The following is a 26,100-nucleotide window of genomic DNA, read 5'->3' on the forward strand; positions in this document are numbered from 1 at the left end:
TTATGTCAACTGCCGCCCAACTTATACGTGAATTAGATCAGCCCGGTTTTTCCTTTGAGCTCTTGCCGCCGTTGAAAGGGAACAGCATTAAACGGGTGTACCGAACCATTGATGCGCTCAGGGAATTTAACCCCCTTTTTATCAATATCACTTCGCACCGGGATGAAGTCGTTTTCAGAGATGTGGAAAAAGGGCTCTTCGAGCGTAAGGTGACACGTAAACGGCCCGGCACCGTGGCAGTGGCTGCTTCCATCCAGCATTTGTATGGCATTAAAGTGGTCCCGCACATTATCTGCAGTGGTTTTACCCGCAGTGAAACAGAATATGCGCTTATCGACCTTAATTTTTTGGGCATTCACGACCTGCTGTTAATGCGTGGCGATAAATCCCAGCGGGACCGTTTTTTTCAGCCCTCAGAAGAAGGCCATGCACATGCCATTGATTTGATTCATCAGGTCAACCATTTGAATAAAGGCGTTTTTTTGGACGAAACCCAATCCGAGGCTTTTGAAACGCCCTTTAGTTATGGTGTGGCAGGTTACCCCGAAAAACATGAGGAAGCCCCGAATATGGAATCGGATATTTACTGGTTGAAACAAAAAGTAGCCGCAGGTGCCGAATACGTGGTGACCCAAATGTTTTTTGATAACGACAAATATTTTGAGTTCGTACGCAAATGTCGGGATGCCGGCATTACGGTGCCCATCGTTCCGGGATTAAAACCGCTGACGTTGTTGAATCAATTGACCGTACTGCCTAAGATTTTTCATGTGGATATGCCGGAGGCTTTTGCCGCAGAATTAAGAAAGTGTAAGACCGATGACGCTGCCGCTCAGGTTGGTGCTGAATGGACCACCATGCAAGCCAAAGAGCTACTGGCCAAAGGGGTTCATCTCATTCACTTTTATACCATGATGGCGACGCAGAGTGTTAAACAAGTGGCTGCCCATATTTACTGATATTTTGGACGAGTGGTTGTTTAAGCCGTCTCTTTTTAGTAATTTACTTTTTTGTGGCGAATGGTAATAATTTTAAGAAAGCGATTATGCGTTTAAAATCGATAAACCCGGCCACGGGTGAATTAATCAGGGAATATGATGAACTTCAGTGGGATGATGTAGATAGCGCTTTGGATCTTTCTCTGGAAGCCTATCGCCAATGGAAGCGAAGTGCTTTTACCAGAAGGGCAGAGTTATTATTGGCCTTATCTGATAAACTTCTTGAGAAAAAGGAGGGCTTGGCATTTACTATTTCTCTGGAGATGGGTAAACCCATTAAAGAATCCCGGTCTGAAATTGAAAAATGCGCCTGGGTTTGTCGTTATTATGCTGAGAATGCAGCGTCTTTCCTCGCTCCTCAGGTGGTCCCGACAGAAGCCAGTCAATCTTATGTGGCTTTTAATCCATTGGGGCCTGTTCTGGCCATCATGCCATGGAATTTTCCTTTTTGGCAGGTGTTTCGCTTTGCTGCTCCAGCCCTTTTGGCTGGCAATACGGTGTTGTTAAAGCACGCCTCTAATGTGCCTGCCTGCGCCCTGGCCATTGAACAGGTCATTAATGAGGCCGGATTTCCGGTTCATGTTTTCCAGACTTTGTTAATTAGCAGTCGTAAGATTGATAATGTGATATCAGATCGGCGCATTCAGGCCGTTACCTTTACCGGAAGCACACCGGCCGGCAGATCCGTTGGGGAAATTGCCGGGAAGTATTTAAAGAAATCGGTGTTGGAACTGGGGGGAAGTGACCCCTACATTATATTGGCCGATGCTCATATAGAGGCGGCTGCTGAGATTTGCGTCAAGGCCCGCCTGATGAATGCCGGACAAAGTTGTATTTCGGCCAAACGTTTTATTGTTGAAGCCCCGGTGTATGAGGTCTTTTCAAAATTGGTGGTTCAAAAAATGAGTGCCGCTGTAATGGGGGATCCCATGGACGAAAAGACGGATCTTGGGCCCCTGGCCCGAAATAATTTACGTTTGGATCTTGAAGCACAAGTGAATAACAGTGTGGCCAAGGGGGCCGATTTGTTGTTGGGAGGTGTGGATCCGCAGATACCCGGTGCCTTTTACCCGGCCACGGTGTTGGGGAATGTGACAAGCGGGATGCCGGCCTACCATGAAGAACTTTTCGGGCCAGTAGCGACCCTGATAAAAGCTGCCGATATGAAGGAGGCTATTTCCATAGCCAACGATACGACATTTGGATTGGGTGCTGCCGTTTTTACATCTGACATTGAGAAAGGTCGATACATGGCCGAGCATGAACTGGAAGCGGGTTCCTGCTTTGTCAATGACTTTGTGAAATCGGATCCGCGCCTGCCTTTTGGGGGAATTAAGGAGAGTGGTTATGGCAGGGAACTTTCCGTGTTTGGACTGCGAGAATTTATGAATATAAAAACGGTGGTTGTTCGCTAATGGATTTTCAAAAAGCTTATGACAAAGCCGCGGCTGTCTGTGCCCGCCAGGAACAGTGCCTTTCCATGGTGCGTAATAAATTGCTGAAGTGGGAGGTGGAGGAGGCCGACATATCAAAAGTCCTTCAGCGGCTGTTGGAGGAAAAGTTCATTGATGAGCATCGATATACCGGTTTTTATGTGCGTGATAAGGCCCGGTTTAACAGATGGGGGAAAACCAAGATTGTGTGGCAACTTCGCCAGAAAGGCATAGCTTCAGAGGTGATTCAGGAAGCCCTGGATACCATTCCGGTCGCTGAATACCAGGAGAATTTGTTGGATTTATTGCGGCAAAAGAAGCGCCAGCTAAAAATGGATGATCCTTATAAGCGTAGAGCCGCTTTGATGCGTTATGCCGCCTCCCGCGGATTTGGCTTTGATGAAATAAAACATGCCCTGGAGGCAGTGGGGATAGACTAGTTAAAGCTTGGCTACTTTATTTCTGGCCAGTATTTTGGACGGTTGAAAAGTGAATATCAAACCCGGCAGAGCGGTGATGGCAGAGGCTGTGTAGAATAGCAGACTCAGGGCCACTGCTGAACCTTCGTTGACCCCCAGGTATTGCGCACCCCACAGAAATACGACTTCCCGGGCACCAATTCCCCCAAGCGTTATGGGCACGGCACCGGCAATGGCCGATAAAAAGAACAGGAAAAGGTAGGCGTCATACATGTCGCGCGCCTCCATGTCAAAGGAATTAAGAATGAGAATGGCCGACAGCATCTGCAGAAGCTGGGCCATTGTTGCCCAGCCCATTACCGGGAGGTAGGCCCTTGTAAGGGTGCGGTTAAACAGGTAGAGGAAGAGAAAAAATGCGGCTGCCACAAAGGGGATTCCTGCCCATGCGTAGGCTTTTAGGGGAATGTCATAATTGATAAAAGGGACAAAGACCAACAGCAGAATGACGATGATGGAAAGGCCACTGATTCTGTCGGAAAGTATCGCCCCGATGGTTTTTTTGAGTTCTGTTTTGAAATGTTTTCCTATGAGGTAAACCTTAAAACCATCCCCACCTACACCGCCTGGCAGAAACAGGTTATAGAAAAGGCCCAGCCAGTATAGTCGGATGTTCTCTAAATGGGTTATGTGAATGGGAAGGTGTTTGAATAAAACCTTTAATCGTAAAGCCGAAACGAGTTGAGACAAGGCATAAACGATGAGGGCGGACATTAGCAACCAGGGGTTGGACGCACTTATTTTTTCGGCTATTTGGTTCAAATTAATGTGTGAGAAAACATAGTAAAGGGCAAAACCGCTTATCACTATTTTTATAAGAAGATTTATGAGGGCCTTTTTGCGCATCCAACTGGTTTAAGGCTCCAAAAATAGTGTTTTTATTTTGAAAATGTTAACAGTTACACAGAGAACACGGAGGAGGCACAGAGAACCACAGTGATATTTTGAGATGCTTTGCATGACAATGTTCTATGACAAATTATTACACAGAGAACACGAAGGAAACAGGGATGTTTTTTATAATAACAACTCTGTGTCGCTCCGTGTAACAAGTATTTTCCGGATCGTCTCTTTGATGGATGGGATTAATCCAGCATTATTTCTGCCAGCTCCTCCTCATAGAAGAATTCCTTTTTGCCAAAAGCGGGCTTCAGGTCGCTCATCCAAAAGGCTTCCGTATCATACTGGGCGAAGAAGGGGCGGGCCACCCATTCGCTGTTGCGTCCTTGTATAAATTCAAGGACAAAGACCTTTTCACCATGCACTTCAGACACCCCAATCACACGCACCTTACCGGGCGTGCACGACATGCTGGGACCTCTGACGGTGCGGGCTATGCCACTGACTTTGGTGTAGGCCCTTCTGAAAATGTCCCAGGAGCGACTGAGTGAAACGCCAAAATATTCCTGGGCGCCTGTGTCGCGGGCGATGAACATGTAGTAGGGAATGAGACCTAAATTGACCTGCTTTTTCCACATCTCCGCCCATATGTTGGCACTGGCATTGATGTGATTGAGCAGGGGCGATTGCGTTCGGATCTGGGCACCTGTCCGGCGTATTTTTTCAATAGCGGCCTTAACAGCGGCAGTGCTTAATTCTTTAGGGTGGTTAAAGTGGGCCATAAATGCCAGTGATTTTCCGGCATCGGTTATTTTTTTAAAGATGTTCAGGATGTCCTCTGCATCGGGGTCTGTCAAATATCTGTAGGGCCAAAAAGCCAAGGATTTGGATCCTATGCGGATGGTTTGAAGATGGGGCAGGTCGGCTTCCAATAGCTGACTGATGTAGGCATCCAGGACCGAGGCTTTCATCACCATAGGGTCGCCGCCGGTAATCAGGAGGTCCGTTATTTCCGTATGCTGACGAATGTAGGCTATGATGTTCTCAATTTCCTTCATGGCAAATTTCATGTTGTCCATGCCGGTAAATTGGGGCCAGCGAAAACAGAAGGTGCAATAGGCATGACATGTTTGTCCCTGGGTCGGGAAAAACAGCATGGTTTCATTGTATTTGTGCTGAGCGCCACTTAGTTTTTCGCCAGCCAGAACAGGTAAGTTATGCGTCTGTCCTGCCGGATGTGGATTCAATTGGCGTCGGATGGTGTTGGCGGCCTCCTTGATGACGGACTCATCTGCATTTTGGTCGAGCAGTCGGGCAATGCTTTGGTAGTGTTCGGGTTTCAGCATTCCTTTCTGCGGGAAATTGAGAATAAAAATGGGATCATTTTTATAATTATCCCAATCAATTAATTCATCAACCACATAATTGTTTGTTTTGAAAGGCAGCACGTGTGCCACTATATCAATGCTTCGCAAATCAGCTTCAGATACTTTTTCAATCTGTGCAATTTGCTTGTAATTGCGTGCAGTATAAATTTGATATTTCATAGGCATATTATGATTATTATTTCAAATATACCAAAAAATGAGGAGGTGAGCAAGGTGAAATGTCATTGCTCAAATGGATGTGATTAATAGCGCGTTGCAGCGTTTGGTATAATGCTTGTTGTTTAGGACTTTAGGGCGTGTGTGAAAGGTTGTAAAAAAAAGCTATCAATCATTATCGGATCAGCTGTTCCCGGTTGGTATCTAATTTTAAGAAAATGAAAAGCAGAATGGAAAATCCCCAAAGGGAGGAGCCGCCATAGCTAAAAAAGGGAAGCGGAATTCCAATAACCGGAGCCAGTCCAATGGTCATACCAATGTTAATGGTGACGTGAAAAAAGAATAGGGCGGCCACGCTGTAGCCGTATATTCGACTGAAAGAGGAGTGTTGTTGCTCCGCAAGGAATACCAGACGCATCAATAGCAATAGAAACAGGATGACTACAGCCGAGGTGCCAAGAAATCCCCACTCTTCCCCCACGGTGCAAAAAATAAAGTCGGTGCTCTGTTCGGGTACAAAGTTGAATTTTGTTTGGGTGCCCTGAAGAAATCCTTTGCCTGAAAATCCGCCGGAGCCGATGGCAATTTTAGATTGGTTCACATTGTAACCCGCGCCCAGCGGATCTTCCTTTAGATTGAGCAAGACCAGAATACGGGATTGCTGATAGTCCCCCAACATTTTCTCATAAAAATAGTCGGACGAGTAAGCAAAGGCAATGGATCCCCAAAACAGGAGTAAATAGGTACCAATGACACGGATTCTTCTCAGCAATCCTTTGACTCCCAGCACCAGGCTGGCCAGGAACATGCCTGTCAACAGGGCCCAGTCATGGTTGGGAGCACCGGTATCTGTTTTAAAAATGAGCGCCCCTAAACCATAGCCCACAGCGGCAATGATCAAAGCTATCAACAGGTCTTTCTTAATTTTTTGGAAAAAGAGCAGGGCGAAAAAGGCAGCAGCCAGCAGGATGAGAATGGTGTAGTTGGGAATGAGCAGGGTCAGGATGAAAATAAGGACGCCCAACAGGCCAAAAACCAATATGTAAGGGGTCATTCCTTCTCTGAAAAATACCAGTAAAAAAGCAAAGAAGACCAGACCGGAACCCGTGTCATTCTGCAGAATTATAATGGCAATGGGAAAAAGCCATATGGCACAAAGCAAAAGTACATCAGAAGGTTTACTGAAGGAAAACTGAAATTTGCTCAGGACTCTGGCAATGGTGAGGGCTGTGGCCACCTTGGCCAATTCAACGGGTTGAAAACGAAAGGAGCCAAATTGAAACCATGATTTGGCGGAGTTGATTTCAACGCCGACAAAGATGACCATCAGGAGCATCAAAGTCGTGATAATGTAAAAGATATAGGAGAATTCCACGAAGAACTTGCTGTCGATGAGCATCAGTACCCCAATGGTCAGAAAGGAAATACCTATCCACATCAATTGCTTGACATACTCCTTTCCGGGGGCAAAAAAGAGCTGACTATCGGGATCCGTATTGGCGGCATAGATATTGAGCCAGCCAAAGCCTACCAGGATAAGATACAGCAAAACCGTTATCCAGTCTATTGATTTTATGGAACTACTCTTTGTCGTCATGGATTAAGTCTGCGTTCAACATCCTTTGTTCAAGCCATACGCGTGAAGCGTGAATGTTCTCGTTTAAATATTTTTCGATCATCAAACTGGCAATCGGGGCCGCCCAGGTGGAGCCGTAACCGGCGTTTTCCACATAGACCGCAATCGCTATTTTGGGGTCATGCTTAGGGGCAAAAGCGACAAAAATACTGTGGTTCTCGCCATGGGGGTTTTGGGCCGTACCGGTTTTTCCACACACTTCTATGCCCGGAATTCTGGCGATGCGGGCCGTGGATCCAAAGTCGCCCAAAATGGCCTGCTCCATGCCTTCAATAACGGGCTCAAAATGAATGGAGTCAATACCCGTTTGATGTCTTTCTTTAAATCGGGAGGGTATGGTGTCGTTGTCAATGCTCTTTATGACATGCGGTGTTAAATAGTAGCCCCTGTTGGCGATGGCAGCCGTCATATTGGCCATTTGTATGGGGGTGGTCAAAATCTCTCCTTGTCCGATCGACAAAGATAATACCGTGAGTGACCCCCAGCTTCCGTTATAGATACGGTCATAGTAGGCTCTGCCCGGAACAAAGCCTCTGTTTTCATTGAAGAAATCACTTCCCAGTTGATTCCCAAAGCCAAAATTCAATAAATACGCTTTCCATTTTTCCATGCCGACTTTGGGTGACCCTAGAGCCGGATTGTCCAAAACGTTTCTGAAAACATAACAGTAATAGGCATTGCAGGAATTGGCCAGCGAGGGCACCAGGTCGAGCGGAGAGCGGTGCGGGTGGCATCCAATGTGAATGCCGCGCGCATGAAACCCGTTGTTGCAGCTGTAGCTTGTAGAAGGTCTTAAGACGCCTTCCTGCATTCCAATGAGGGCCATGACGGCTTTAAAGGTCGATCCGGGCGGGTAGCCCGACATGATGGCGCGGTTGAGAAGGGGAAACAAGGTGTCGTTCGATAATCCGGGGAAGTTTCGGGACCTTCCACGCCCTACCAGTAAGGACGGGTCATAGCCGGGACTGGAGACCATGCTGAGGATTTCGCCTGTGGAGGGCTCAATGGCCACCACACTGCCACTCTTGTTCTGCATCAGCATTTCGCCATAGGCCTGAAGGTCAATGTCTAAAGTGAGCGTGACGTCTTTGCCTGCCACAGCTGTGGTGTCTATTCTTCCCCCTCGCATGGGGCCTTTTTCGCGACCATGTACGTCGACCATCACGTAGCGTGCCCCTTTCTTACCTCGTAAAAATGTCTCGTAGGTGGTTTCTATCCCGCTAACGCCGGTATAATCTCCTGGTGCATAGTAGGAGTCCCGGTTGATCTTCTGTTCGTTGGCTTCGGCCACATATCCAAGAACGTGCGCTGCATGGGGATATTCGTATTTGCGTACAATCCTTCGTTGGGCAAAGAACCCTTTGAATTGGTACATCTTTTCTTGTAGAACAGCGTATTGCTCCGCAGGCAGCTGCTTGTAGAAGACCGATGGTTTGAAACTGGATATTTTTCTGTTTCTGAGATTTGTACGAACCTCCTCCAGAATTTCCGTGACTTTTTCCAGGGGCAGACCAATGGCCCTGCTGAATTCCAGGGTGTCAAAGGGGACGACATCTCTGGGGACAATCATGATGTCATAAACCGGCTGGTTGGAGACCATCAATTGGCCATTGCGATCATAGATGAGTCCTCTGGAGGGATATTGTGTGAGTTTACGTTGGGTGTTGCTTTCTGCAAAATATTTGTACGAGGGGTCAATGACCTGCAACATAAACAGCTGGATGATGAAGATCATCCCTACCATTGCAAAGGCAATATTTATGATTATGGCTCTGTTACTGTTTCCCACGATTCTAAAAATAGGTTTAGATTCTTCTTCTTTCCCGACTGCTGAATAACTGTGCTATCATAATGACTACTAACGTAACAAGTGAACTTAAAATTGTCTTCCATAAAGTAGCCAAGAAATTCTCAAAGGAAAATGCTTCCACAATAAAGAGAAAGAGGTGATGGGCCAGCACCGCCAGAAGGGTGTATTTTAAAAACCAGCCCAGACCAAAATGTGAGGTCACCGGAAGACTGCCCGGTTCATAACCATCGCGCGGTGCAAAGAACCTCAAAAGAAAGGGGCGTAAAAAGGCTAAAAACACCGTTGCCGAGGCATGAAGGCCAATGGTGTTGAGAAAAGTATCCATGATCAGCCCGGTAGCAAAAGCCAAAACAAGCAATAGCCAGTTGGGCATTTCAACGGGCAATATAAGAATGAACAGTACATATAGCCAAGGATTGATATAACCTCCCAGGTTGAGGTTGTTGAGCACCAAAACCTGCACCAGCAGGATGGCTATAAAACTAAGCAGGTATCGTCCCAGGTGATTAATCATTGTTTGTTAGTTTTTCCAGTTCTTGCTGTTCATCACGTGTTATTTTCTCCACGGTTTCAACATAGGTGAGACTTTTGAAGTCAATGGATAGTTTTACTCTGATGACATAAAATCCCTCCCCCTGATTAAGTTCAAAATCATCAATGGTTCCTATGAGAATGCCTTCCGGAAACAGGGCCGAATAGCCACTGGTAACCACTGCGTCGCCCACCGATACTTTGGCATGAGCAGGTATTTCGTTAAGAATGGCATGTTGGTAAGAGTTGCCGTCCCATTCCAGTGATCCAAAATGATTGGACTCTCTCAGTCGGGCCGATATTTTTAACTGGGTGTTTAAGAGAGAGATGACGGTGGCGTAATTCGGCGAAACGTGGCGCACCACCCCGACCAGTCCCCTGGCCGAAATCACGCCCATCTCAGGACGGATGCCCTGCTTAGATCCTTTATTAATGGTGATGTAATTGTGAAATTTGTTTACGGAACTGTTAATGACTTTGGCCGGGCGGTAAAGGTATTGAATGGAATCTGCGGTTTGTCTGTTTTCGGGAACAGGTTCGTTTAAGCGATAGGTATTTTCCGGCAGTTGGGTCCGAAGAAAAGCATTTTCGCGGGACAGTTCCTCATTGGCCCGTTTCAGACTGAAATAATCTGTGAAGTTGCCAGAAATTTCAAGGACGCTTGCTGCAAATTTGCTGGAAGAATTGACAAAGGTCTGATTGTGATAGTGGTTGTAATTAACCAGCAGGTAGAAGCTGATTGTTTCGAACAAAAGAAACAGAAAAAACAGGTGATACCTTATGATGAACCGGATAAAGTTTCTCATGGTGCTGAAACAGTTGTTTTGTTTCAAATAAATCCGAATAGCCTCAGGCTATTCGGAAAAGTAGTTATATGATTTGAAGGCATCCGGCTGGGGGACACCGTTCTGCTATCGTAACAAAAATGAGAATTTATGCCTGTTTTTAAGGGCAATTCCGGTGCCTCTTGCAACCGCGTGCAGCGGATTCTCTGCAATGTGGAAGGGAATGTTGAGCTTATGGGTCAGTCGCTTATCCAAACCTCTCAGTAAAGCCCCGCCACCAGCCAGGTAAATGCCTTTTCTCACAATATCAGCATACAATTCAGGAGGCGTTTGCTCCAGGGCATTCAGAATGGCCGTCTCCATTTTAGAGATGGATTTCTCCAGACAATGCGAAATCTCCTGATAAGAAACGGGTACCTCAATAGGCAGTGCGGTCATCTGATTGGGGCCGCTGACGATATAGTCGACCGGTGGTTCGTCCAACTCAGGCAGGGCAGAACCCACCCGGATTTTAATTTCCTCCGCCGTGCGCTCACCAATCTTGATGTTGTGCTGACGCCGCATGTATTCCATGATGTCTGCTGTCAGGTCGTCACCCGCAATCCGAATGGATTTATTGGTCACAATACCGCCCAGCGAAATAACGGCAATCTCTGTTGAGCCCCCGCCAATATCTACCACCATATGGCCCTCCGGCGCTTCCACATCCAGGCCAATTCCCAGTGCTGCAGCCATGGGCTCATAGATCATGTAAACTTCCCTTCCACCGGCATGTTCTGCAGAGTCTCTTACGGCCCGGATTTCCACTTCGGTACTTCCGGAAGGGATACAGACAACGATGGTCAGCGAAGGGGTAAAGAGGCGTTTTTTGTTCTGATCAATCATCTTGATCATGCCTCTGATCATTTGCTCGGCGGCGTTAAAATCTGCAATTACGCCATCCCTCAGGGGGCGTATGGTGTATATATTGTCATGCGTCTTCCCATGCATTTGGCGGGCTTTTTCACCAATGGCCACCAGCTTGTCGCTACGTCGGTCTAAGGCTACTATACTGGGCTCATCCACCACAATTTTATCATTGTGAATGATGATGGTATTGGCGGTTCCCAGGTCCATTGCCAACTCCTGAGACAAAAAAGAGAACAATCCCATTTATATTGTTTTATTAATGTTTGAAATGACGGTTCCCTGTTAATACCATGGAAACGTTGTTAAGGTTACAAAATTCGATGGTTTCATTGTCGCGAATGGAACCACCCGGTTGAATCACCGATGTAACGCCAGCTTTTTGCGCAATTTCCACCGAATCCGCAAAGGGGAAAAAAGCATCTGAGGCCATGACCGATCCATTCAAATCAAATTCAAAGGAGCCGGCCTTACTAATGGCATGCTTGAGGGCATCCACTCTGGATGTTTGTCCCACCCCACTGGCAATCAATTGCTTGTTTTTGGCCAGCACAATGGCATTCGATTTCGAATGCTTGACAATTTTGTTGGCAAAAATCAGGTCTTCTACTTCCTGCGTTGAGGGTGCCGTTTTGGTCACTGTTTTCAGGTCGCCGGCCGATTCGGTCTTATTGTCAGCATCCTGTATTAATACGCCATTGAGCAGGGTGCGCGACAGCGTTTTATGTTGAATGGTCTCTTTTTGAACAAGGATGATGCGGTTCTTCTTTTTCATGAGGATTTGCAAGGCCTCACCGTCATATTCCGGCGCAATGATCACCTCAAAGAATATTTTATCCATTTCCTGAGCAGCCTCTGCATCCACTGCCACATTGGTAATGAGCACACCACCGAAGGCTGAAACCGGGTCACCGGCCAGGGCATCGTTCCAGGCCTCCACCAATTTGGGACGTGACGCCAATCCGCAGGCATTGTTGTGTTTAAGAATGGCCACGGTGGTTTCATTGAACTCCGCAATCAGAGAAACGGCAGCGTCAATGTCCAGCAGATTGTTGTAAGAGATTTCCTTTCCGTGCAGTTGATCAAAAATTTTGTTCAGGTCGCCGTAAAACACCCCTTTTTGATGGGGGTTTTCGCCATAACGTAAAGCGTTTTGCTGGTCAACCGCCTCACGGAAAGCAGGAAATTCACCCTTGCTGAAATAATTGTAGATGGCACTGTCGTATCCCGAAGATACGGCAAAGGCCGCAGTGGCAAAAAATTCCCTGTCCTTAAGCGAAGTCTCGCCGTTTTGTTCTTTCAAAATGTTGAGGAGCGCCCCATATTGCTGCTGGGAAGGCACAATCACCACATCGTGGTAATTTTTGGCAGCCGCCCGGATAAGGGAAATGCCACCTATGTCAATTTTTTCAATGATACTGGCATGGTCGGCCCCCGAAGCAACCGTTTCCTCAAAGGGATAGAGATCCACAATCACGAGGTCCAGCTCAGGAATCTCATACTCCTCCAATTGTTGCTGGTGTTGCTGGTCTTCCCGTTTAGAGAGAATACCACCAAAAACTTTGGGGTGAAGCGTTTTAACCCGCCCGCCCAAAATAGAAGGATAACCGGTCAACGATTCAACACTTGAAACCGCAACCCCCAAATTTTCAATAAAGGTCTGCGTTCCGCCTGTTGAGTATATTTTTACCCCCTGTTTGTCAAGGGTTTTCACTATTTCATCCAATCCGTCTTTATAAAAAACAGAAATCAGGGCCGTTTTTATTTTCTTTGTTGCACTCATTTTTCTTTAATTTCTTGGGATATTCGCAAAAATAAGAAAATAAGCACATTTAGCAACGTGGATTTTTGATTTTGTTTCATTTTTCTATAATCCCAAACAAACAAAGAATTGTTTTTTTTAATATCGTCTTATAATTCTGTAAATTTGCATATACACAGTATTATGTGACTTAGAATAGGATTATATGGACAAAAGGGCATGAAGCCTGATTTTAAAGTGCACCTATTCGCTATTATTGATTCGTAATCAGGGATTAATAAACACAACAAGTGTATTCAAACCGATAAAATTTTAGATTATGAACCTACAATATATTTCGGACAGCAAAGGACAGACTACTGGCGTATTCATTCCCATTAATGAATGGAACGACCTTAAAAATAAATACAAAAATATTGAACAGGAAGAAATCAACGTTCCCGAATGGCACAAAGATTTGGTTTTAAAACGGCTTAAAGATTATAAGCAAAATCCTGACTCTGCTATGGATTTTGATTCTGCTATGGACGATATAGAAAAAGAGCTGTAATGTATAAGTCTATAATCCTACCTCTTGCAAAAGAAGATATTCGAGAAGCTGCCATATGGTACAACAAACAGCAAAAAGGACTTGGTAAAAGATTTACTGCTGAAGTACGCGAGAATGTCCATTTTATCAGGCAAAACCCTGAAGCTTCAAATATTCGTTATGAAAATGTAAGAATTACCGTTTTAAACGTGTTCCCGTTTATGGTTCACTATACCATCGACGAACAGGACAAAACAATAATCGTTTCGGCTGTTCTGCATACAAGTAGAAATCCCGAACTCTGGAAAAATAGGTGAATTGAAAATTGTATCCTTATCTCCTCTAATATTTTTAATGTATTAATCTATAAGTTAAAAATTTAACCAATAATTTAAATGCCAATTGTTAGGTTTTGTTTTTCATTTTTAATGAGGTGTTTTTGTATAGACAATGTTTTTGTAGCATTTTAGCATCTTAAAGGTTCTGAAAAGGGAAGGATCGATAAGTTGCTTGCTTAAGCCAAAAGGATGATCCGGGACGAACTCGGTCAAATCGTTGGTGCTTTTGGAGTTGTTATTGGCAGGTACGAAGGGAGGAGATTACATCGTCGGTTGTGATTGCAAAAAGAAAATGTCGGATGCTCTTGATATCTTTGGACTCAAAATAAGATATTTTACAAGACTTCCATTATGCTCAAGAGATGCTAAAATGAGATTTGGCCTATGGTTCTTAAAATGTAAAATTATGGAAGCAGCAAATTTAAACATAAACTTACCGCTTAATTTTAATCAGGTTGTTGACCTTGTTCGACAATTGCCTTACAACGAAAAACTTAAATTAAGTGAAGTATTGAAAAAAGAGACCAAGCAAAAAAAGGAGAACAATAATATATTGACCCATTTTGCAAGTGAAAAAGTATTGGCCAAAGATTGGCTGTTACCCGAAGAAGATGAAGCATGGAAAGATTTGTAAAAGGCGATATTGTTGTTCTGCCATTTCCCTATTCCGATTTGTCAAGTTCTAAGAAAAGGCCTGCAATGGTGTTGGCTGACCTGAAAGGCGAAGACATTTTTCTATGCCAGATTACAAGCCAGTTTGCAGTAAAGGATAATTACGCGATTTGTTTGAGCGATTCCGATTTTATAAAAGGTTCCTTAAACAAATCCAGTAACATACGGCCGAACAGGCTATTTACTGCCGAGAAAAGCATAATAATCCGTAATATCGGAACGGTTAAATCTGAAGTATTCGAAAAAGTTACTAATAAACTTTTTGATATCATAAAGCCAGGGAAAAGACAGAACAATTGATAGACCATCTTTACACTCCTGACTTGCATGAAAAGAAACCCCGAACTTACCGCCGTGTAGCTCGCAAACGTTATCTGAATACAGCGCAAAAGAAGAACAAATCGCGTAAGGAAATAAGAAAGGCAGTAGGCAGTCAGCTGCGTTTTGTCAAACGGAACCTGAACTCAATAGATAAGCTGTTGGATGCCTACTCTTATATCCCGTTATCCCCCAAACAGTACAAGTATCTTTTGGTGGTCAGGACCCTTTTTGAACAACAAAAACAAATGTATGTCACCCATACTCATAGTATCGAAGATCGGATTGTGAGCATCCATCAACCGCACGTTCGGCCTATTGTGCGTGGCAAGACTCAAGCGAAGGTTGAATTTGGGGCTAAAATCCATGTTTCCGTTATCGATGGCATCTGTTTCCTAGACGAACTCAAGTGGGATGCTTTTAATGAAGGAAGTCACATGATGGTCTACGTTGAACAATACCACAAGCGTTTCGGGTGTTAGCCAAGAGAATTATTGGCCGATCAAATCTATTGCACAAGAGCCAATCGAGCGGCTTTGAAAGAGAAGGGCATTAGGTTAATAGCCAACCCCCTTGGGAGACCACCGGCAGTGCCAATTCACGTAAGCCCGGGAGAACGCTACCCGGCCGAAGGGAAATTTGGGCAGGCCAATACAGGCTACGGATTAAACCGGGTCAAGGCCAGACTCAAAGAAACAGGTGAACCGTGGATTGCCTGCATCTTTTTGGTGCTTAACCTGATCAAATTGGCCGGGGTGGCACTCCCGCGTCTTATATCCAACACGGTCATGAGTTTTTCAGCAACAGGGATTTTGGTTTGGTTAACATCAAATGTTGGTCAAATTAGAATTCCAATGGGTACCGCCTTGGAAATAATGAAATCTGATAAGTTTAACCTAAAAAGAGCGGTCTGCGTTTTTCAGCGGACACTATTTAATCATATGCGCATCTTGCTTATTAGTCAGACTACAAGTCCGTGCCAGATGCAACAGCTATTCATTGTCGCAACGCTGAGCAAGGGGAGATATTTTTCCAATCTAAAGTACTCAATAAATGTGAAGAATATCTTGCGAAAGAAAGAATAATTATCGCTAAAAAAATAATTATAATTATTCCATAGGTATCCTTCTTTTTATTGATGCTTCTAAATTTCAAGACCCGATTCTTCCATTTGTCATCATAAAGGTAAATGTAATAATGGATTACACTAATAGCGCTACTGAGAAATAAAGAAAAAATAGGATAATCAGAAATTGATGTACTTTTAAACAAATACAGTTGTATATTATTAATTGTGGAAATTAGAATAATCCATATAAACACCATCGTAATAGCTGCTTTCCATTCACTGCACCATCGCCATATTGCCTTCTCCCAGAAACGGTAAAATGTATAGAATATATAATCGTATAGTTTTTCAATCTCTTTCATAGTAGCTCCTTTGCGAGTTTTAATTTAAAGGACCTTGTGGGCCTCTGTATGGATTCCAAGTCGGTCCAAGCGTTCTTTGTGTTTTCAAAATCAATCTATCTTGATCTTGAAGGGCCGATGGCCATCCTCCAGGGTAAAAAGCATCAATACCGAAATATCCTATTCCTAAAAAAGGATTTACAAACAGTGAATACAATGCCACCCCCGTGTTGAGATCTGCCTTAAATGGATTTACTGACCACTCATCCCTAATTCCCTGATTATATCTCGGAACGCCATATAAATAATCATATCCGATACCCAAACCTGTCAATCCAAATCCAAACCCTTTTACAACCTTACTTGCTTTAAAAGTAGATAGCCATTTGCTTGACCCTTGATAAACAGTAGCACCTGAATTATCAACTATTGGTCGTAACATGCTTAAACTATTCAATTGAGAATCCAAGAAGGCTGATGCTCCAGTTGCTTTAACTCCTGCTATAAAATTAAACTTGTCGAACCATCCTTTTGTACCTCCCCAGTTTGCGGCAATATTGCCATCAACAATTCCTTGCGACAACATTGCGTCGGATAAACCTCTATAGACATTTACAGCAGGGTCATATTGGTTGCCATTGGCCGAGTTAAAGACTTGCTGCCCGTTGATGTCTGCAGTATAAGTCATTGGGCCACCTCCAGGGGTCATGTTAACTCCAACCCCGACACTAATATTATGTTTAACCATCCAATCCCCTAGATCATCAAATTTTTCCTCTAACCACCTTCCAAATTTCTTAATGAAGTAGCCACTAGGATCATTGTACAATAAGGGGTTATTTAATCCATATGCATACCTGTTATAATTATACCAATTCCCCGGCGATTGAATATAGGGGTCGGGGCTAAAGAATTGAGCCATGAGCGGATCATAGACTCTACCATTCATGTTGATCAGCCCAAAATCATCTAAGTGTTCATGCATGGTGTAGCCCCGCGAGAACAGTAAGGACGATCGGGTGTCGGGTTGCGTCCAGTCGTCAGGGTTTCGGCGTGCTCCCCATGGGTCGTAAGCGTAGCGCTCAGTTCCGGCTGTATTGGTTACTGCTAACAAATTCCCTTGATAATCACTAAAAGTATAATATAGATTCTCTTGGCCATTCTTATACTCCATAATTGCTGCCAGGCCATTGCCTCCGTAAATATAGTGAAGTTTTCTAGTATTACCAGAAACAACTTCTTCCTCATATTTGCCCAAATAATATTTGGTAAGTGTTGTGGTGCTTCCAGTTTTAAATAGGCCTTTAATGCGTTGCTGGTTGACACCATAGGTGATTTGGTGTTGTTTGTCTCCCTGGGTTATGGATTTTACTTTATTAATGTTGCTATAAGTTATGGCTTGCGGTGCTTTCGCGGATTCTGGTAACCCTTGAACAACTGAGAGCGAATGAAATGGGGTGTTTTGCCCGTATTCCATTTTGAAACCAACATCCGTTTTATAATTAATACCTCCAGTTAAGGGATCGTATTGGATGGTGTTGGACTGTTTCAGTGTTCCATTGAGTGAGATGTCGTAGGTTTCGAGCCGGTTGGCCGAATCGTAATAAAATTTCTCTTTTTGAGTGATACCAGATGTTGATCTATCCTCTCTGTAATCAAGGTTGCCTTTTTCGGTATAGTAATAAGCCATATTTATGTTGTCCCCAGATACAATAGTATTTGGGAGTCCCCAAATGTCATGATAATCAACAAAGGTTTCATGCCCTCCTTGTCTGTACCTTGTAAGTTGTCCCTTTGCATTGGCTTCCACTGCCTCCCATATTTTTTGATCCTTGCTGTCTGTCACATTGATAAGGAAACCATTTTCATCATATTCATTTGAAATATAAAAACCTGAAGGATAGATTTCTTTTTTCACTCTTCCGTAAGCATCGTATTCAGTCTTAAAGTCGTAGGTTTTGTTACCATCGATTATTTCAGTCATTTTGATTGGTCGATTGTTGCTATCGTACATAAATGATTGCTCATGTTCACCCGCGATCTCTATCTTTTCAATTCGGTTTTTGCTGTCATATTTATACTTTGTGATTTTGCCATGGACGTTAACATCTTCAATCAACCCGGAAGCAAAATATTTGTAGGATGTTATGCTGTCACCCGAGCCTGTATGAATCTTGTGCGTGTTTTTAAGAATCTGGCCAAAACCATTGTACTCGGACGTTACTGTTCCGGTATCAGGGTCTTTAAGTACTGTTCTGTTGCCAAGTAAATCGTATCCAAATTCAACAGCAGGGCCTCCTTCTGGTATCGCTTTGCTTATTTGGCCGGTTGGATAATATTTGTAAGAGACTCCCTTTGAGTTCACCTTGCTTTCAACAACTTTACCTGCACTGTTTAGAGTTGTCTCTGATGTTCCTGTTGGTGATGTCACAGTTGTTTTTAAGCCAGGGTAGGAATATCTTGTAATGCCTGCCGGTGTTGTGACTGTTTCTTTTCTTCCATAATCATCGTAGCCATAGGTGACAGCCCAAGTGTAGGTGACGTACCAGTGTGGGGTTCAGAAACTTGATAGAGTCGCCCTTTATCATCGTAGGTAGTTGTCACACTTAATAGATCATTAAGTCCATTATAGTCCTTCCTGACTTCACGTCCAAGTGCGTCGTACCAAGTTTTAACAGGACTTTGTCCTGAGGTTTCTTCGTATACGTAATACTTAGGACCATTAGGGGAGGCGTCTCCTGACCATTGGCGGGCGATGGCTGTTTTTATTTTGTTTGGGTATGTCACTTCAGTTAACTGTCCAAACCCGTCGTACTTATAGCTTGTTGTCCCAAGTGGCTCAATTTTACTTTTTAACAATCCTTTGGTAAGATCATAATTATAAGTTGTTGTTTCGTTTAGTTGGAGATTTTTCTTAGTATGCAGGAATCGGCCTTCCAAATATGTCATCTCTACTTCTCGCACATCTCCTTTGGAAGTTGTTTTTGTTGTACGTGGATTTCCATAGCTGTCATAATTGAGATATTCAGTAAAAATGACATCGGGTGTTCCAAGGTTGGCGGTTTCCTCTATAAGTTTCCCTTTGTCATTATAGTCGTATCCTTTTTTGAGCGTAATTGGAGCCTCGTCGGGGTTTTCAAAGGTAGTTTCTAATGTTAAAATTTTGTTGGCACACCAACTACCTCTGGCTGCGTAGGTCAATTTTTGAGTTTCTTTCCAGCCATCACCATAATCAGTCGTTATGGTTTTTGGATTTCCAAAATTATCATAATTGGACAATAGCTTATTGTATCCAGTTCCAAAGCCGGGTGTTATGTGCTGATTAATAGAATTTAGATGATAAAAGATTCGGCTATTATTTAAAGAGATATTGTAATCAATTACAGATTCGCTAACTCTGAAATTATTATTATCATTAACCTGTTCAACTTTTTGGTTTTTCGGAAGAAACATCTTTTCATTCGGATAGAACTGATTGGTTTCAATTAATCTTTCTCCAGTAGTTACATTTTCCTCAATTATTTGACGAAAACCTAAGAACCCTCTTCCAATCTGGTCTGCTTTTGCGCCTGAATAGCTATAATCTAATCCGGACACATAGTGGGAATTAGTTTCTTTTCTAACGTTCGAGACGACCATATAGTTACCAACTAAGTCTTTTATTGGATAAATTGCATCATTATCTTTAAAATATTTAGGTGCTTGGTGAGTTAAGGTTGTGTAATTGATGTCAATGCTATTGTTGTAATCTTGTTTAATTTCATTGACAGACTTGTGGTGTTTAGAGCTGGATAAATATTTTAAATGGTCATTAAATTGCATATAGGTTGATTTTAAACCAGTCCCATTAAAATCAGCAATTACAAAGCCTTCGAGATTTTCAATACTGCTACCTGCTACTGATATTGAACCAGAGAGATTCCATTTTCCGGTATAGTTTTTTTCCCATAGTTGGAAGGCGGAATTATGAAGGGGGTATAGTACTAAGGTCGTGATTCCTTCCGACGAATTAACTGTTACAATATAATCGAACTTAAGCGAATAAACTATGCCCTCTAGCCATTCAAAAAATCCAGAGTATCCATTAAGATAGGAATAAGTATAAGAAGTTGCAAAATGGGCCTTACGAGCATGTTGTTTAGCATGAATGTTCTTTTTTCAACTTCATGTGCGTTATCATATGGCGAGAATTGTACCCCGTATACTAGTGACCTATGTGAGCCATAAATATGTGAGCCGTCCGTAATATCAGGCACACTCCCTGTATCTCCAGTCAACCGATAGTTCTGAAGATAGTGTATTCTATTGTTATCAGTAACCAATATATCATCAATCCCATCATTATTAAAGTCTTGTACATAGAATTCAGACATGCTTAAATCTATCGTACTCTGATGGTTAAGGGTTAATCCTGAAATTGAGTAGAATTTTATTTGATCTGATGTTTTAACTAAAATATCAGACTTTCCATCACCGTTGAAATCACCTACGCCGCAATCTTCAATACTAGCCAAGGATAAGCCGTCATTGAAAGATAGCGTTTGCAATGTGCCATTTCTAAACAAACAGGCCCTCGTAATTGAGGAAAAGATTTTGTCGATTATCATCACAGATTTTCTTCCATCTTCCAGAAAAACGCCTGTTAATGGCAATCCAATAAGATCTCCGGTTATATAGCCTGTCAATTTAACTAGATTATTGCCATTTATAATGCACCATTGAGATCTATTTAATAGATTGACCTGATATTGTCTTATTCCTATAATGTCATCAACGCCATCACCATTGACATCCCCGATATTAATAATCTTCGTATGTTGACCTTCCAGTGAAACTGATTCTATTTCGCTCCAAGTATCATCATTTAATTTCTCAATGATTAGGCGATTCCCGTCATTGCTTAATTTTGCTATCTCATCCTTGCCATCACCTGTAAAATCGCCTGTAATAATTGATTTACCGTCAATCAATTCTATGGTAGAGCTGTTTGCAGGAAATGAATTACCCCAGGAAAATTCAATGGGCGGGAGCATTTCTGCGTTTGCATTTTTTTTAATAACTTTTTTGAGATATGTGTTTTCGTATTCTAAATTATAAGTTGAAAGCAATTGAGCATTGCTTTTTATACTGATTTGTTTTAGAAATTTTCCAAAGGTAATTTTGCTCCCCGCGATGTAGGATGGCATCAAATTGTAAGAGATATTGAGGTCAGAATTTGTATAATAGTCAAACTCTATTAAGCAAGAAGGATTCGAGCCGGTATTCTGGTTGCCTCCATATTCAATGCTAGAAATCCATATGTTCCCATCAGATGCAGTTCCATAATTAAACTGGATGTAATTGCCATATTGATCGATAATCTTTGACAAAAACCAACTTAAAACGCCATTTGAGTTTTGCAAAACTAATCTGGAATCATTAGTCCTTCCATATTCATATTTTAGCCCATCTTTTGTTTCAAGTTGAAACCACTCTGGCCCATCTCCGATGTTTCCATAAGAATGTATGCGGCTGTAATCTTCAACTTCGAATGCATAAGAAGCATTATTTGCACCATATGAGCCCTCCAATAACATCAATCGGCTTCCATCAAGGGCAAACCTATCATCACCATCAAAAGAAATAGGATGGTAATTGTTGTCATAATGCAGATTATGAGCGGTTCTGGAAATAACAGATATTCCATTGAGATTAAATTTATAGCCCGCGGTACCAAATCCTCCGTTACTATTATAGTCCAGAGAAATTGATGGTTGCAGACCATTAATGCCTGCTGGCACATCAATAGGAATATTGTATATTGCATTGCCCTGACTAACATGTAAGCCTGAGGGGATTGCTCCAACGACTGCTCCAGTCAAAGGATCCGTTGTTATTGATTGGTCAGGTAAAATATAGGTGGAATCCTTTGGAGGAAAAACCAAATATTCATCAATTTTAGCTGTAAAGGTATTCTCTCCTATTGCTTTATAAGTGAAGCCGGGTTTTAGCTTGATGTAGTCTCTGGCGATGTATTCTTTTGTACCACTTTCGGTTGTGGATAGTTCCCAGTTTTTTTCGGGTTGCTGGCTAAATAGAGCCATTACTGAGAGGGAAAATATAAGTTGGGAGAGTATAAGTCGTTTCATGATGCTATGGTCTTGTTAGGGTTGTCATGTTCAATTTGGAGTAATATATTGTGATGAACGAAGGCTTTTACTATTCTTTCATTATTTTGTATTTCAGATCTCCATCAGAGGTCCGTATTACAAGAATGTAGGTTCCGGTGTAAAAGCTATGAAGGTTGAGAGGCACCGTGCCGTTACCTGAGTGTGAAAATTCCATTAGTAGCCTGCCGTTTAAATCAAATAGGAGGTATTGGTATTTCTCATCTTTCTCACCATTTTGAATTTGGATGTTCAAATCGCCTCTTGTGGGATTGGGATAAATTTTTATCTCCCGTGCTCCAAACAGATCGTTTGCCAAGGGTCATTTTCATCAAGTTTGGCCATAGAACCACTTCTGAGGTCAATTTCATGAATGTTAACAGAAGTTCTATTGCCGGCTTTATCGTATAAGTAATTCAAATGGTATCCATCATTACCCCCTCCTGTATTCCCTGGAAGCTTATAGACTGAAATATCTTCAATAAATAGATATTTCATCACAGAACCGTCAAAACCTTCATTGCCGTATACGCAATAATATTGAAACTTTATTCTGTTTTCAGCATTCAGGTCAAAGCCATGTAGGCTGGATAACACGGAAAGATTCAGCTTAAAACTATTCCAATTATTAACTCCTGAAAAACCCATGATTTTAACATAAGAGTCACCGCCATCATCAGAAATAAATATGCCTTCATTTTCTACATCAATGAAATCTGTGAAGTCACAAACCTTAGGAAAACCCTCAGAAGAAAAACAATTTACTAAACCCTCTGCATGGAATACTCCCTTCCATGCACCTTGTAAATAAAAATCGTCGTTCCCTGATAAATCTATTTTTAAGGTCGCATCCGTAGTAACTTGTTTTACATATACTGGGCTACTAATAGAGCTCCAAATCATTAAAAACGATTTTCCTTCAGAAGCGTCAAATCCTGGCCAATTATTATAAAAAGAATTCTCCGAGGTAATAATTTCAGGAACCAGTGGGTCATCATTTTCTACAGTCCAGTTTTCGAGTTCCCAAAAATATGGAGTGTCTTCAAGGTTCATATGATAAGGGACTTGAGCAATGCCTTGTGCTATTAGATTGGAGTGCCAGAAACTCCCGAGCACTATTCCAATAATGATAATTTTTTTCATTACTTTCTTAGTTTAATTATTACTACAAGCACCCCAGTAGCTGGTAATTTGAGTAAGTTTTATTTCGATTGACGAAAAAACCTTGGTTTGATCACCGAGTTGTACTTGTAATCCTTTATCCATATTCTCTTTTTCAATAGAATAAAGGCTAATGTAAAGTGCGTGGTTGAAGACCTTTATATGAATTGGAATAATGACTAATTTTTAGAAACAGCCTCTTTTAACTCATGGATCATTTTTTGCTGCTCAATCATGTATAAGGTAAGTTCCTCAATTTTCATGAGAAGTAATTTGTTCATCTCAGCGATATTTGTTCCTTCGGCTTCCATTTGAGCAGCACTCGGAATTTCTGGGAGATGTTTATTTTCAAGGATAAAGCTTTCTACTTCCTCTAGAGAGCGCAGGTTGTAGTCGTTTTCAAAAACAAAATCTGCAGTTTGGGCTTTAACTTGTATCTCAGAAGCATAAATAATGCCGGTAATATTTGCATTTCCCTCAACAAAAAGTCTTTCGTTGGGCATATCCAAATTATATTTCCCGAGCCTTATATTTCCATTGTTGTGCACCCAAACCCCGTTGGAGCCTCCATGCACAATACCAATAACTTTATTTTTATTATTTACATGATTCTCTGCATATAAATTTGAAATTAGAAACTTGCCTCCAGGTGTTGCTGCTCGCAAAATCACATCACCCTTTTTTGCTAGTCCGTGAAAATCTCCCGAACTTTCTGCCATTCCAAATTGATAATAACTATTCGCAATTGTATTTCTAATCATCAGAGGTTTAATTCCATCGGTGACAAATAATGCTTCTTCGCCACTAACTTCAATTCCTGTAGCTAATATTTTCCCTTTAATATCTAATTTCTCTGTAGGATTAGAAGTCCCTATTCCGACGTTTCCATTATCAAGTACTCTTAGTCTTTCAACCACGTTCATGCCTCCCGTTTTGATAATGAAATCACCTGTTCCTCCTCCACGTCTAATCCCACCAATCTCAGGCCCGTATCCAGCAGCTGTGCTTGTCCTGAATTTAATAAAACCGCCTCCATTTTCATTGGCAACATCATTGTTGTGCACTCCTTGTAGTTCAATATACACTCTTTGTTGACCAGCCGTTCCTGTTGCTGGGAACCTTAGTAAACTTGTGCTAGCTGGATTAATGACATTCCCGCTCCCTAAGGTGGTGATACCATTCACATGAAAAGTGGTATTAGGGCTTGGGGTGTCTATGCCTACGCTTCCATTGTTAAACCAAATAGGATTGTAAGAAATGGCTGGAAAAACCTGACCGGAGGACGTTTGTGAGTATAGATTGATGGAAATAAATAGAATGCAGAACGCCAATAGGTGCTTGAAAAGAAAAGTTGTCATCACAATAAGAGTTAGAGTTATAATTAAGATTACCTTCAAATTTGAATCAAATTTAATTTTTTCATTTTTAACTTTCAAAAGAAATATATATTTTTTGAAAGTTTGAATGTGATTTTTATTTAGACTAATTAAGGTTTTTTAACTCTTGATAATTCCTTGATGGTTCGATTTTCACCAGGAAATAGGGGGATGAATAAGGCATGATATCGAAGAGTGTTGGTTTTTTCTGCCATTTTTGAAAAGGAGTAATTGTGCTTTTATTTCGGCCCCATGACTTCGACATGGAAGAATTAATCATGTTTTTGACTAACCAGGGAGATTAAATCGCAAGTATGGAACTTGGCGATTGACCTTTGACCAATTATTAAAAGTTTTAACTTTAGGCGATAAATAAAACCGATCTGCAGCAATGAGAATCGTCACATTTGAGGATGCAAGGGATATCTATTTAAAAATGGTCCAACGAGGTTTGTCCTTTTCCTTGTCTAAATTGACTTTTAATCAGGTTAAAAGAACCAAGAGTTCTTTTAATGCCGTTCATTTTGACTCCTCCAACTGGTGGATCATTCCAGAGGTGAAGCAGCGTTGGAATGCATTAATCACCGGTTCTAAAGAAGTAACGTATGAGGAGTTTGTTTCCCGGAATTTTTTCCAGGGTTACCCTTCTCTTCAAATGGTTTCCATTGGTTCAGGGGTTTGTAGTCATGAATTGAAGCTGGCCGAGCTGAATCCCCATTGGGAAATTATCTGCGTTGATTTTTCGGATCATTTATTAGCCAAAGCCAGGGAAGTTGCTGATGAGAAGCAATTGAAAAACATTCGCTTCCTCAGTAAAGACATTTGTGGATATGAGTTTCCGGCCCATTCTATCGATGTGGTGTTCTTTCACCAGTCACTTCATCATTTTAAAGAGATGGATACCTTTGTGAAGAAGAAGGTTGTAGATAAATTGAAGGCCACCGGATATTTAATGATGAATGAATATGTGGGGGTTAACCGGCTTCAATATGCCAAAGAACAAATTAGAGCCATCAATAAATGTTTGAGCTTGGTACCCGAAAGGCAGCGACTATTGTATAAAACGGGCCTGGTTAAAAACTGGTATTACGGCTCAGGGTTGCTAAGGATGATTATTGCTGACCCCTCAGAGTGTGTGGAGTCGGAAAATATTCGGCCCGTCATTCATAAATATTTTGAAACCATTTTTGAAAAATCCTTTGGTGGAAACCTCCTGATGCCTGTATTGAAAGATATCTCTCATCACTTTATTAATGCCCGGGTAGACCTGGAAAAGCAGATGATTTTAAACCGCTTGTTTGAATGTGAAGATCAATATCTGTCCAACCATCCGTCGGATTTTGTTTTTGGTATTTATAGGAAAAGACCCCAATGATACCGCTGCTTTTTGGTGCCTTCAGTATTCTTTAATTACTTTGGTGCTTCGCGC

Annotated in this window: 24 protein-coding genes; 10 read left to right on the forward strand and 14 right to left on the reverse strand. The window is 42.2% G+C overall.

All coding sequences use genetic code 11. The annotated features are described in order from the left end of the window. Positions 1 to 2 precede the first annotated feature (2 nt). From JCM15548_RS05500 to JCM15548_RS05510, 3 genes are all read left to right on the forward strand, one after another. Positions 3 to 959 (forward strand): methylenetetrahydrofolate reductase, encoded by a 957-nt coding sequence (locus JCM15548_RS05500; protein ID WP_062123094.1) that lies wholly within the window; start codon positions 3 to 5, stop codon positions 957 to 959. An 86-nt stretch (positions 960 to 1,045) separates the two neighbouring features. Beyond that, the gene (locus JCM15548_RS05505; RefSeq protein ID WP_062123097.1) at positions 1,046 to 2,413 is read left to right on the forward strand and encodes an NAD-dependent succinate-semialdehyde dehydrogenase; all 1,368 of its coding nucleotides are present in this window, start codon (positions 1,046 to 1,048) and stop codon (positions 2,411 to 2,413) included. After that, positions 2,413 to 2,871, forward strand: coding sequence for a regulatory protein RecX (locus JCM15548_RS05510; RefSeq protein ID WP_062123102.1), 459 nt, complete (start codon positions 2,413 to 2,415; stop codon positions 2,869 to 2,871). Before JCM15548_RS05505 ends, JCM15548_RS05510 begins: the two co-directional genes overlap by 1 nt. Here JCM15548_RS05510 and JCM15548_RS05515 read toward each other — a convergent pair whose 3' ends face one another. From JCM15548_RS05515 to purH, 8 genes are all read right to left on the reverse strand, one after another. Further along, on the reverse strand, positions 2,872 to 3,753 hold the full coding sequence (locus JCM15548_RS05515) for a lysylphosphatidylglycerol synthase transmembrane domain-containing protein (RefSeq protein WP_062123105.1): 882 nt from the start codon (positions 3,751 to 3,753) through the stop codon (positions 2,872 to 2,874). It lies immediately after the preceding gene. A gap of 239 nt (positions 3,754 to 3,992) precedes the next feature. Then, positions 3,993 to 5,294, reverse strand: a complete 1,302-nt coding sequence (locus tag JCM15548_RS05520; RefSeq protein WP_062123109.1) for a KamA family radical SAM protein — start codon at positions 5,292 to 5,294, stop codon at positions 3,993 to 3,995. A gap of 172 nt (positions 5,295 to 5,466) precedes the next feature. Beyond that, on the reverse strand, positions 5,467 to 6,888 hold the full coding sequence (gene rodA, locus JCM15548_RS05525; protein ID WP_062123112.1) for a rod shape-determining protein RodA: 1,422 nt from the start codon (positions 6,886 to 6,888) through the stop codon (positions 5,467 to 5,469). Continuing rightward, positions 6,872 to 8,716, reverse strand: coding sequence for a penicillin-binding protein 2 (mrdA, locus tag JCM15548_RS05530; protein ID WP_227625514.1), 1,845 nt, complete (start codon positions 8,714 to 8,716; stop codon positions 6,872 to 6,874). Before mrdA ends, rodA begins: the two co-directional genes overlap by 17 nt. Before the next feature lie 16 nt (positions 8,717 to 8,732). Then, positions 8,733 to 9,251: a rod shape-determining protein MreD gene (gene mreD, locus JCM15548_RS05535; protein WP_062123115.1), complete on the reverse strand. Its 519-nt coding sequence runs from the start codon at positions 9,249 to 9,251 to the stop codon at positions 8,733 to 8,735. Further along, positions 9,244 to 10,074: a rod shape-determining protein MreC gene (mreC, locus tag JCM15548_RS05540; protein WP_062123118.1), complete on the reverse strand. Its 831-nt coding sequence runs from the start codon at positions 10,072 to 10,074 to the stop codon at positions 9,244 to 9,246. The genes mreD and mreC overlap by 8 nt, the downstream gene beginning before the upstream one ends. A 105-nt stretch (positions 10,075 to 10,179) precedes the next feature. Next, positions 10,180 to 11,205, reverse strand: coding sequence for a rod shape-determining protein (locus tag JCM15548_RS05545; RefSeq protein ID WP_062123121.1), 1,026 nt, complete (start codon positions 11,203 to 11,205; stop codon positions 10,180 to 10,182). A gap of 13 nt (positions 11,206 to 11,218) precedes the next feature. Further along, on the reverse strand, positions 11,219 to 12,742 hold the full coding sequence (gene purH, locus JCM15548_RS05550) for a bifunctional phosphoribosylaminoimidazolecarboxamide formyltransferase/IMP cyclohydrolase (RefSeq protein ID WP_062123124.1): 1,524 nt from the start codon (positions 12,740 to 12,742) through the stop codon (positions 11,219 to 11,221). A gap of 298 nt (positions 12,743 to 13,040) precedes the next feature. Here purH and JCM15548_RS05555 point away from each other — a divergent pair, with 298 nt between their 5' ends. From JCM15548_RS05555 to JCM15548_RS20990, 6 genes are all read left to right on the forward strand, one after another. Then, positions 13,041 to 13,271 carry an addiction module protein gene (locus JCM15548_RS05555; RefSeq protein WP_062123126.1) on the forward strand — a complete coding sequence of 77 codons (231 nt, stop codon included), beginning with the start codon at positions 13,041 to 13,043 and terminating at the stop codon, positions 13,269 to 13,271. Beyond that, a complete protein-coding gene (locus JCM15548_RS05560; protein WP_062123129.1) occupies positions 13,271 to 13,567 on the forward strand; it encodes a type II toxin-antitoxin system RelE/ParE family toxin in 297 nt (98 codons plus the stop codon). Before JCM15548_RS05555 ends, JCM15548_RS05560 begins: the two co-directional genes overlap by 1 nt. A gap of 247 nt (positions 13,568 to 13,814) precedes the next feature. After that, entirely contained in the window at positions 13,815 to 14,222 is a 408-nt protein-coding gene (locus tag JCM15548_RS21545) for a hypothetical protein (RefSeq protein ID WP_157482454.1), read from the forward strand. Beyond that, the gene (locus tag JCM15548_RS05570; RefSeq protein WP_062123145.1) at positions 14,207 to 14,560 is read left to right on the forward strand and encodes a type II toxin-antitoxin system PemK/MazF family toxin; all 354 of its coding nucleotides are present in this window, start codon (positions 14,207 to 14,209) and stop codon (positions 14,558 to 14,560) included. Before JCM15548_RS21545 ends, JCM15548_RS05570 begins: the two co-directional genes overlap by 16 nt. Then, positions 14,557 to 15,060: a hypothetical protein gene (locus tag JCM15548_RS05575; protein WP_062123148.1), complete on the forward strand. Its 504-nt coding sequence runs from the start codon at positions 14,557 to 14,559 to the stop codon at positions 15,058 to 15,060. The genes JCM15548_RS05570 and JCM15548_RS05575 overlap by 4 nt, the downstream gene beginning before the upstream one ends. A 12-nt stretch (positions 15,061 to 15,072) precedes the next feature. Then, entirely contained in the window at positions 15,073 to 15,663 is a 591-nt protein-coding gene (locus tag JCM15548_RS20990; protein WP_083984987.1) for a transposase, read from the forward strand. A gap of 365 nt (positions 15,664 to 16,028) precedes the next feature. Here JCM15548_RS20990 and JCM15548_RS05585 read toward each other — a convergent pair whose 3' ends face one another. The 6 genes from JCM15548_RS05585 to JCM15548_RS05610 form a co-directional block, all read right to left on the reverse strand. Beyond that, positions 16,029 to 18,419, reverse strand: coding sequence for an RHS repeat-associated core domain-containing protein (locus tag JCM15548_RS05585; RefSeq protein WP_062123155.1), 2,391 nt, complete (start codon positions 18,417 to 18,419; stop codon positions 16,029 to 16,031). 8 nt (positions 18,420 to 18,427) lie between these two features. Beyond that, positions 18,428 to 19,810, reverse strand: a complete 1,383-nt coding sequence (locus JCM15548_RS05590; protein ID WP_062123160.1) for an RHS repeat domain-containing protein — start codon at positions 19,808 to 19,810, stop codon at positions 18,428 to 18,430. Between the two features lie 233 nt (positions 19,811 to 20,043). Then, the gene (locus tag JCM15548_RS05595; protein ID WP_062123163.1) at positions 20,044 to 22,116 is read right to left on the reverse strand and encodes a SpvB/TcaC N-terminal domain-containing protein; all 2,073 of its coding nucleotides are present in this window, start codon (positions 22,114 to 22,116) and stop codon (positions 20,044 to 20,046) included. A 70-nt stretch (positions 22,117 to 22,186) separates the two neighbouring features. Further along, positions 22,187 to 22,453 carry a T9SS type A sorting domain-containing protein gene (locus JCM15548_RS05600; RefSeq protein ID WP_083984988.1) on the reverse strand — a complete coding sequence of 89 codons (267 nt, stop codon included), beginning with the start codon at positions 22,451 to 22,453 and terminating at the stop codon, positions 22,187 to 22,189. After that, a complete protein-coding gene (locus JCM15548_RS05605; protein ID WP_062123168.1) occupies positions 22,420 to 23,277 on the reverse strand; it encodes a hypothetical protein in 858 nt (285 codons plus the stop codon). Before JCM15548_RS05605 ends, JCM15548_RS05600 begins: the two co-directional genes overlap by 34 nt. Before the next feature lie 197 nt (positions 23,278 to 23,474). Further along, the gene (locus tag JCM15548_RS05610) at positions 23,475 to 24,731 is read right to left on the reverse strand and encodes a hypothetical protein (RefSeq protein WP_062123171.1); all 1,257 of its coding nucleotides are present in this window, start codon (positions 24,729 to 24,731) and stop codon (positions 23,475 to 23,477) included. Positions 24,732 to 25,062: 331 nt separating this feature from the next. Between JCM15548_RS05610 and JCM15548_RS05615 the strand changes: the two genes are divergently transcribed. Continuing rightward, positions 25,063 to 26,046 (forward strand): class I SAM-dependent methyltransferase, encoded by a 984-nt coding sequence (locus JCM15548_RS05615; RefSeq protein ID WP_062123173.1) that lies wholly within the window; start codon positions 25,063 to 25,065, stop codon positions 26,044 to 26,046. Positions 26,047 to 26,100: the final 54 nt, after the last annotated feature.

Origin of the sequence: Geofilum rubicundum JCM 15548 (assembly GCF_000974365.1) — a bacterium.
GTDB classification, from domain to species: domain Bacteria; phylum Bacteroidota; class Bacteroidia; order Bacteroidales; family Marinilabiliaceae; genus Geofilum; species Geofilum rubicundum.

Coding starts and splice junctions, on each gene's coding strand:
- JCM15548_RS05500 (WP_062123094.1), top strand. CDS start 3: ATGTCAACTGCCGCCCAACTTATACGTGAATTAGATCAGCCCGGTTTT.
- JCM15548_RS05505 (WP_062123097.1), top strand. CDS start 1,046: ATGCGTTTAAAATCGATAAACCCGGCCACGGGTGAATTAATCAGGGAA.
- JCM15548_RS05510 (WP_062123102.1), top strand. CDS start 2,413: ATGGATTTTCAAAAAGCTTATGACAAAGCCGCGGCTGTCTGTGCCCGC.
- JCM15548_RS05515 (WP_062123105.1), bottom strand. CDS start 3,753: ATGCGCAAAAAGGCCCTCATAAATCTTCTTATAAAAATAGTGATAAGC.
- JCM15548_RS05520 (WP_062123109.1), bottom strand. CDS start 5,294: ATGAAATATCAAATTTATACTGCACGCAATTACAAGCAAATTGCACAG.
- rodA (WP_062123112.1), bottom strand. CDS start 6,888: ATGACGACAAAGAGTAGTTCCATAAAATCAATAGACTGGATAACGGTT.
- mreD (WP_062123115.1), bottom strand. CDS start 9,251: ATGATTAATCACCTGGGACGATACCTGCTTAGTTTTATAGCCATCCTG.
- mreC (WP_062123118.1), bottom strand. CDS start 10,074: ATGAGAAACTTTATCCGGTTCATCATAAGGTATCACCTGTTTTTTCTG.
- JCM15548_RS05545 (WP_062123121.1), bottom strand. CDS start 11,205: ATGGGATTGTTCTCTTTTTTGTCTCAGGAGTTGGCAATGGACCTGGGA.
- purH (WP_062123124.1), bottom strand. CDS start 12,742: ATGAGTGCAACAAAGAAAATAAAAACGGCCCTGATTTCTGTTTTTTAT.
- JCM15548_RS05555 (WP_062123126.1), top strand. CDS start 13,041: ATGAACCTACAATATATTTCGGACAGCAAAGGACAGACTACTGGCGTA.
- JCM15548_RS05560 (WP_062123129.1), top strand. CDS start 13,271: ATGTATAAGTCTATAATCCTACCTCTTGCAAAAGAAGATATTCGAGAA.
- JCM15548_RS05570 (WP_062123145.1), top strand. CDS start 14,207: ATGGAAAGATTTGTAAAAGGCGATATTGTTGTTCTGCCATTTCCCTAT.
- JCM15548_RS05590 (WP_062123160.1), bottom strand. CDS start 19,810: ATGCAATTTAATGACCATTTAAAATATTTATCCAGCTCTAAACACCAC.
- JCM15548_RS05595 (WP_062123163.1), bottom strand. CDS start 22,116: ATGAAACGACTTATACTCTCCCAACTTATATTTTCCCTCTCAGTAATG.
- JCM15548_RS05605 (WP_062123168.1), bottom strand. CDS start 23,277: ATGAAAAAAATTATCATTATTGGAATAGTGCTCGGGAGTTTCTGGCAC.
- JCM15548_RS05615 (WP_062123173.1), top strand. CDS start 25,063: ATGAGAATCGTCACATTTGAGGATGCAAGGGATATCTATTTAAAAATG.